The organism is Bradyrhizobium zhengyangense (assembly GCF_022012435.1).
Classification (GTDB): domain Bacteria; phylum Pseudomonadota; class Alphaproteobacteria; order Rhizobiales; family Xanthobacteraceae; genus Bradyrhizobium; species Bradyrhizobium zhengyangense.
Window position 1 is genome coordinate 1 of record NZ_JAKLUA010000056.1, and the last position, 7,849, is coordinate 7,849.

At 54.9% G+C, this 7,849-nt stretch carries 6 protein-coding genes and 1 pseudogene; 4 read left to right on the top strand and 3 right to left on the bottom strand.

Going from position 1 to position 7,849, the window contains the following annotated elements:
• A pseudogene (locus L6637_RS42765) lies at positions 1-126 on the bottom strand (IS5/IS1182 family transposase); the annotation flags it as partial.
• 125 nt (positions 127-251) lie between these two features.
• Here L6637_RS42765 and L6637_RS41920 point away from each other — a divergent pair.
• Positions 252-1,190, top strand: a complete 939-nt coding sequence (locus tag L6637_RS41920) for a metallophosphoesterase (protein ID WP_237874409.1) — start codon at positions 252-254, stop codon at positions 1,188-1,190.
• A gap of 7 nt (positions 1,191-1,197) precedes the next feature.
• On the opposite strand, the gene L6637_RS41925 is transcribed toward L6637_RS41920, so the two are convergent.
• Positions 1,198-1,686: a CDP-archaeol synthase gene (locus L6637_RS41925; protein WP_237874411.1), complete on the bottom strand. Its 489-nt coding sequence runs from the start codon at positions 1,684-1,686 to the stop codon at positions 1,198-1,200.
• Between the two features lie 303 nt (positions 1,687-1,989).
• Here L6637_RS41925 and L6637_RS41930 point away from each other — a divergent pair, with 303 nt between their 5' ends.
• Positions 1,990-2,928, top strand: a complete 939-nt coding sequence (locus L6637_RS41930; protein ID WP_237874413.1) for a metallophosphoesterase — start codon at positions 1,990-1,992, stop codon at positions 2,926-2,928.
• Between the two features lie 462 nt (positions 2,929-3,390).
• Here L6637_RS41930 and L6637_RS41935 read toward each other — a convergent pair whose 3' ends face one another.
• Positions 3,391-4,686, bottom strand: coding sequence for an O-acetylhomoserine aminocarboxypropyltransferase/cysteine synthase family protein (locus L6637_RS41935; protein WP_237874415.1), 1,296 nt, complete (start codon positions 4,684-4,686; stop codon positions 3,391-3,393).
• Positions 4,687-4,911: 225 nt separating this feature from the next.
• Here L6637_RS41935 and L6637_RS41940 point away from each other — a divergent pair, with 225 nt between their 5' ends.
• Positions 4,912-6,282 (top strand): sensor histidine kinase, encoded by a 1,371-nt coding sequence (locus L6637_RS41940; RefSeq protein ID WP_338076898.1) that lies wholly within the window; start codon positions 4,912-4,914, stop codon positions 6,280-6,282.
• Between the two features lies 1 nt (position 6,283).
• Entirely contained in the window at positions 6,284-6,673 is a 390-nt protein-coding gene (locus L6637_RS41945) for a response regulator (protein ID WP_237874417.1), read from the top strand.
• The last annotated feature ends 1,176 nt before the right edge of the window (positions 6,674-7,849 follow it).

The window sequence follows — 7,849 nt, forward strand, 5'->3', positions numbered from 1 at the left end:
CTCCAGCGTCGACAGCGCCTCGTTCACAATCGTCCGGATCGCTCGCAGCGGATGATCACGCCGGACCCGCGCCTCCAGGTCAACGTAGCTGAACAGCTCACCCGTTCGAATGTCCCCGCCGCGCACGTCCCATCTCCGAATCTTCTCTTCGGAGCCAATGAATCACGGTCGCCGGTCGGCGGCGAGCGCCTTTTTCAACAGCCTGCTAGTGCTCCTATGGAAGGTTGAGCCGATGCGGAGGAAGTCGTTCCATGAACGAAGAGATTCTGCGCAAATTGGAGCGGCGTCTCGGACCGCTCCATGCGAGACAGCGATTGGCGATCGAGACGGATCATGAGGCGCGAATCTTTGGCCACGGCTTTCTCTCGTTTCACATTGAGAACTGGTATCCGGTCCATTCTGTCATTCGAAATGCACTTAAGCTGGCGGGTCTCTACTGGCGTGGACGCCGAAATACAGGAGGCATTCTCGTCAAATACAATGAAGTTGTATTCGAAGAGTTGCCACGGCTTTTCGAGGGCTTCACCATCCTCCACCTTAGCGACATGCATGTCGACATGAATGAGGTTGCCATGCACCGCCTGATCGAACTCGTCGGCGACATGCGCTACGATCTATGTGTTCTAACCGGCGACTATCGGGGGAAGAACTTTGGACCGTTCGAGTCAACCTTGAAGGGCGTCGCACGAGTGCGAGCTCATCTAAAGGAGCCCGTTTACGGAGTTCTGGGTGACCACGATACCATCCAAATGGTTCCGGGGCTGGAAGCCATGGGAATACGTATGCTCCTCAACGAGAGTGAGGCCATTGTGCGCGGCGATCAGCAAATCTATCTTGCCGGGATCGATGACGCCCACCGCTTCAAGGCCGACGATATCAAAAGAGCTGCATTGCAGATCCCATATGGCGAGTTCTCCATCTTATTGTCACACACACCGGAGATTTATCGTCAGGCGGCTCATGCCGATTTCAATCTGTTGCTGAGCGGGCATACGCACGGTGGGCAGATCTGTTTGCCAGGATCTATTCCGATCATACTTGATGCAGACTTGCCTCGACGGATGGGGGCAGGAGCTTGGCAGTATCACGAGATGGCTGGCTACACCTCTGTGGGTGCTGGATCAAGCGTCGTTCCTGTTCGTATCAATTGTCCGCCAGAAATCACCCTGCACCGGCTTCGCTCGGGCTAACGCCGGGCTAATATGGTTTGTCGCGCAGGTTAGCTCGGAATAGAAGACGAGACAGAACTAGCGCGCCAATAAAAAAGATTCCGACGCCAAGCGCTATGTCTGCGATCGTCAATGAAAGCGCGTCGCGGCATGCCAGCATCGGAAACAGGGATTCGGGAATCTGATCGAGCCCGAGTGCCCGGCTGCTCGGCGGATAGTTTAGGCGGCGCTTCAGGAAGCTGGAGAACAAATCCCCCGCCATAGCCGCGCCCGCTACGATTGCACCGATCGTCAGATCCAGACCGATAAGCGGAGCGCATGCTGTCGTGATGAGGACTGAGACAAAAATACCGCGGATGGTTTTCGACGACCCAAACAACGGCCTCCGATCAAGAAAACCGATGTCGGCATCTACCGGGAAGGAAAAACGTGGGCCATAAATCTTCTTTGCAACGATCGGTGCGCCGTTCGCCAACGCCATTAAAACCAACAATTGCAGAATATGCAGAAATTGCATTTATTCAGGCTAGCTTATAGTTGCATCCGACGGTAGTTCGATCTTCCTTGACCATTGCGGGCGCCCTTCAGTAGAAGGTCTTGCGCCGGTCATCCAAGACCCGCGGTCGTCCTCATCCTAACCTAAAGTCGCTGCTCGGCCGCTCCGACTTGATCAAATAGCGATGCAGTTGGCTGCAGTGCACGAGCTAAATGACCCAACGCGACATTTAGTGGAAGCGTGGGAATTAGCCACTGTCGGGTTGACCTTGGCCTCATGAGAATACGCTATATCTACCCGAAGGCCGTTCAAAAGGACTAGCTGGTGGACGAAGACATTCTGCGCAAGCTCGAGATCCGTCTCGGGCCGCTCCATGCCCGGCAGCGATTGGGGATTGAGAGAGATCACGAAGCTCAGGTATTTGGCCAGGGCCTCACATTTTTCCACCTTGAAAACTCATCTTGGGCCGAGTGGATCATTCGAAATGTTTTGAAGGTAACGGGGCTCTACTGGCGTGCACGACAGAACGCAGAACGCATTCTCGTCAAACGAAACGACATGAGGTTCAAGACATTACCGCCCCTCTTTGAAGGTTTCACCATTCTCCACATTAGCGACCTTCACGTCGATATGAATAAAGCTGCCATGAATCGACTCATCGAGCTGGTTGGCGGCATGCAATACGATGTGTGTGTCCTAACTGGCGATTATCGGGGTCGGACTTTTGGGCCATTCCAGCCGGCGCTGGATGGCATCGCCCGATTGGGAACTCATCTGAAACAGCCGATCTACGCCGTGCTCGGCAACCACGATACGATTCAGATGGTTCCGGGGCTCGAAGCCATCGGCATCCGCGTGCTGCTCAATGAATGCGAAACAATCGTTCGCAACGACCAACGGATTTTTCTAGCGGGAATCGACGATGCACATTTTTTCAGAGTGGATAATATGGAGAAAGCCGCTCTCTCGATACCTCGCGGTGAATTCTCGATCTTACTGTCTCACACGCCGGAGGTTTATCGTCAGGCTGCCCATGCCAATTTTGATCTCATGCTGAGCGGCCACACCCATGGCGGTCAGATTTGTCTCCCCGGATCCATTCCCATCAAACTCGAGGCGGTGCTGCCAAGACGGATGGGGTCGGGGCCTTGGCAGTACGGCGATATGACCGGCTATACTTCCGTGGGCGCGGGCTCGAGCGTCGTTCCTGTGCGCCTCAATTGCCCGCCGGAAGTTACCTTGCACCATTTACGCTGCGCCTGACGCTGACACTAACCTGATGCATCATTACGTACACGAGCCCGCAACAGAAGCCGGAGAGAGAAGTAGCTCGCCCGTGATGTCGATGGAAGCTTGGCAGAGCTCAGGTGTCTTGACTTCACGCCTCCATTCTCTTCTTCTGAATTCTCAACGTGTTGTTGAAAGGATTCCATCGAGCTCAAGCAGGCAATTCCTCAATTGCGGGACGCCCCATGAGATGTGGGGCGTTGAAGTCGACGAAAGTACCGAGCCGTTGTGGTCGGCCGTTCGCCGACTTCTTCCATAACAACTGAGAACGCTGCGGACGTAAGTCGAATTGCAACTCGCCTCCTGATCGTGTCGGCGCAGGGAGGATATGCTGACCTGCGATGGGTCGCGCTCCGAGCCCCTCTGCGATCCAGTCCAAAGAGCCGTGAGGCGACGCCGCGGTGCCGCTCCCGCGACGTCAGTTCTTCGAAAAAACTCTCAAGCGATCGCGAGTGCTTGATCGAGATCAGCGATGATATCTTCTTGATGTTCAATTCCAATCGACAGGCGAACATATCCCTCCGTTACTCCTGTCTTCAGTTGTTCCTCCGGCGTAAGCTGTGAGTGAGTTGTACTCGCAGGGTGAATTGCGAGGGAACGGGCATCGCCTATGTTGGCGACGTGATAGAACATTTTCAGTGCGTCTATGAATTTTCGCCCCGAATCACGACCGCCTTTCAGTTCGAAACCCAACAGTCCGCCATAGCCTCCTCTCAAATAAGTATCGGCGCGAAGCTTAGCATTGCCTTCCATTAATCCGGGAAAGATCACTCGCGTTATCTTTGGATGTTTCGATAAATAAGCAGCGACAGCATTCGCGTTAGAACAGTGTTGCCGAATGCGCAGCGGCAAGGTCTCCAGGCCTTGTATAAACATGAAGGCATTGAATGGCGACATGGCAGCGCCGACATCGCGTAGGAGCGTAACACGTGCTTTAAGAATGTACGCTATTGGACCGAGAGGCTTCACCGCCTGCGTCCAAATCGCGCCATGGTAGCTTGGGTCCGGCTTGTTGAGCATGGGAAAGCGGTCTGCATTCTTCTCCCAGTCGAAGTTGCCTCCGTCCACGATGACCCCGCCGATGGAGGTGCCGTGACCGCCTATGTATTTCGTCGTGGAATGCATCGTAATTGCGGCACCATGCTTGATCGGCTGACAAAGCACCGGACATGCCGTGTTGTCCATAATGAGCGGAATGCCGTATTCACGACCAATTTTTGAGACCTCGGCTATTGGAAAGACGGCGAGCTTCGGGTTTGGCAGCGTCTCGCCGTAGTAGCACCGCGTCTTGAAATCTGAAGCTCGCCTAAAATTTTCGGGGTCTGCGGGATCGACAAAACGGCACTCGATGCCCATCGTGGCCAATGTGTTCTGGAACAGATTCCAAGTGCCGCCATAGATGTCTGTCGAGCAGACGAAATTATCACCAGCGTGACAGATGTTTTGGACCGCGAACAATGAGGCAGATTGCCCAGAGGCGAGTGCAAGCGCGGCAACGCCGCCCTCAAGCGCGGCAACACGCTCCTCCAAGACCGCCTGAGTCGGATTCATAATGCGGGTGTACACATTTCCCAGCTCCTTCAGCGCAAACAGGTTTGCTGCGTGCTCCGTCGAGTGAAATTGGTAAGAGGTTGTCTGGTAGATCGGTACTGCGACCGCAGTTGTTGCGGGATCGGCGCGATAAGTACCCGCATGCAAGACGAGCGTTTCTGGATGAATACTCTCCGTCGGCATAGATGACCCCTTTCTACTTTTAAACAATTCGATTAGGCTAATAATCGCGGATAGATCGCAATTGTTAGGCGCAGAGCAGCAATGAAACGACGCGCCGGGCTTCTAAAAAAACGAAGGAACGCGTCAAAGGCGCGTAGGGTGCCAAGTGGGGCACGGAAGCATAGCGCGCCTGCAGTCGCCACGGAACTAGAAATTGATAGACTCATTCGTGAGCTCGAGGAGGCAGTGGAACAACAGGCTGCGACATCCGAGGTGCTTGAAGCCATCAATCGCTCCGGCTTCGATCTCGGTCAAGTCATGCAGATCGTTGTCAGCACTGCCGCGCGCTTGTGCAAGGTCGGCCCTGCGGGCATTTTTCTTCTCCAAGACGGCGTGTACCGGTACTGGGCCGGTCAACATGTGACGGAAGCGTATCGTGAGCACGAGAAGCGTGCCGCCATTCGTGCGGGGCGTGGCACGATCGTCGGCCGTGCCGCGATGGAGAAACGTGCCGTTCAGATCCTGGACGCTCTTGAAGATCCTGAGTACGAGGACAAAGAAGCGGCTCGCGTCGAAAATCTTCGCTCGATGCTAGGAGTACCTCTGCTGAGAGATGAACGGTTAATTGGTATCTTTGCTCTCGCTCGGAACTATGTCGAGCCGTTTAGTGACAGCCAAATAAAGCTTGTCTCGACTTTTGCGAACCAGGCAGTCATCGCCATTGATAGTGCGCGCTTATTCGAACAGGTGCAGACGCGTACACGCGAGCTTGCGCAATCCCTCGACAATTTGCGCGCAGCTCAGGATCGCCTGGTTCAAACGGAAAAGCTTGCGTCACTCGGCCAGCTCACGGCCGGTATTGCTCACGAAATTAAGAATCCGCTGAACTTTGTGAACAATTTTGCAGCGCTATCGGCGGAGTTAACGGACGAATTGAAGGACGTTCTGAGACCAGCGGCGCTCGACGCCGCTCTTCGTGTCGAGGTAGACGAACTGGCCGGCCTACTAAAAGAAAATCTGTCTAAGGTCGTGCAACACGGCAAGCGTGCCGACTCGATCGTCAGGAACATGCTGCTGCATTCGCGTGAAGGCTCAGGCGAAATTCGGTCGGCCGATATCAATGCGCTCGTCGACGAAAGTCTAAACCTCGCCTATCACGGGGCCCGCGCGGAAAACCCGGCGTTCAATGTCACGCTACACCGCGACTTCGATCCGCAAGCCGGGGAAGCCGATGTGTTTCCGCAGGAAATCATCCGCGTGTTGCTCAACCTGATCTCCAATGGATTCCACGCAGTGACCAAACGTAAGGCTGAGAACGGTTATGTCCAGTTCGAGCCGTGGGTCGCTGCGAGCACGCGCGGACGTGACGACTGTGTCGAAATCCGCATTCGCGACAACGGCACGGGCATCCCGGCCGCGGTGAAAGAGAAGATGTTTACTCCTTTCTTCACCACGAAGCCGGCGGGGCAAGGCACAGGGCTTGGCCTTTCTATCAGCCATGACATCGTCGTAAAGCAGCATGGCGGCGCAATAGAGGTTCTGAGCGAACCCGGCGTATTCACCGAGTTTATCGTCATTCTTTCACGAAAGGCGCGAGGGAAGATTCTGGAGAGGTGAAGTGAGCACATACATCGTGGTTGTTGACGACGAGCCAGACGTGGAGAGCATGTTCCGTCAGCAATTCCGGCGGGATCTGCGTTCAGGGCGTTTCGTGATGGAGTTCGCTTTGTCCGCCCCGGCCGCGTTAGAGCAAGTGAAGTCAATTCCAGATCCGTCGCTGCTTTTGATTCTCTCAGACATTAACATGCCGGGAATGACCGGTCTTGAGATGCTGCCGAAGGTAAAGGCTGAACGTCCGAATGTTCCAGTCATCATGATCACTGCGTACGGGGATGATGCGACCAGAAAGAGGGCGACCGAACTCGGGGCGGCAGGATTGCTTCCCAAGCCGATAGACTTCGGTCTGTTGCGCCGGGAAATCGATGAGCGTTTGGAAGGGGCAGCTTAGGTCTGCTGACCGATCGTTTCGGGCGGCGGAGACCTGAAGCAGCGGGCTTAAGTTCTTCCGGCCGTAAAGCCGCTTTCATCTCTGGGGACGTGTGCTCGCAATCCACCTTTTTTTCGTCGCGCCTCTTGGGCAGTGCAAACGCTCTGGGTGTGCAGAAGATGGCTGAGCGGGTATCGGCCGCTGGGTGTCACCACCGAAAACTGTGTACCGGCAAAATTACTGTTTGGACCGGGGTAGCTCCAGCGAAAACTTCAGAGAAGATCACAGAATTCGCTTGCGCAGGTATGCTTGCGCCTAAGGTGAGAGAAAACAGCACAATCGGTAAGACATTTTTTCATTATAGTCGCGCAGCCGAGTAATGTTTCGCGCGCTTCCTTCGGGGATGCCTCAACAAACCCGAACACATGCTCGCGGCATTGAAGCGGCACATATCCGAGACGTCCATTGACGTCCAAGCTAACCGTGGCCGCCGCGTCTCGTTACCAGATAGTCGTATGGAATTCGCGATGCTCCATTGTTCTTGCTTTTACGCGCTTCCGTGCGAGGCTTGCGATCAGAGCAGCACTACAGGCTAACACTCCGATCAGAAATCCTGCCAGCATTTTGCTCACCAATGGAATTGCCATGTTGCACTCCAGCGTGCGGATGAAGAAGCGTATTCCTCCAGCCCTACTGCTCGGTCCGCCCTAAATTTTCCCTAGCCCGAGCAGTTTCCTGGTCAAACTGCTTGTCGACAAATGTTAAGACCAGCCGTCGCGCGTCTTGACCTGTAAGTTTCTGGAAGGCTTTGATTAGACGGAGCATTTGAAGGATCTTCGACGCCTCGGGGACATGGCAAAGACCTCGTATAAAATGACAAGCTCAAAGTCCGGAAGGATTATGCAGCGGGTCTGCGGAACTGGGAACATGAAACTTAGAGGAGGGTTAAGTGCAGCCGGCCCCAAGGCTAGCGGGTAAGCGGCGCCGGCGGTCCCTCATTGCCCAAAACTAGGGCCATCCCTCTGAGACCTTACAAAGAACCAGCCGACCAATGAGACGGCTCTCTTAGGACCCCATTAGTCCGAATCTGGCATGGCGCTTTTGGGATGGGGCCGTGGGGTGTCGCGCGCCATGGAAAACTGCCCCCTCGGCGTCATGAGGAATTGCCCCCTCCTTGGATAGCCGAGGAGAGAGCGA

What these genes read in the sequence shown, in the direction of transcription:
- L6637_RS41920 (WP_237874409.1), top strand. Translation starts at nt 252, where the DNA reads ATGAACGAAGAGATTCTGCGCAAATTGGAGCGGCGTCTCGGACCGCTC.
- L6637_RS41925 (WP_237874411.1), bottom strand. Translation starts at nt 1,686, where the DNA reads ATGCAATTTCTGCATATTCTGCAATTGTTGGTTTTAATGGCGTTGGCG.
- L6637_RS41935 (WP_237874415.1), bottom strand. Translation starts at nt 4,686, where the DNA reads ATGCCGACGGAGAGTATTCATCCAGAAACGCTCGTCTTGCATGCGGGT.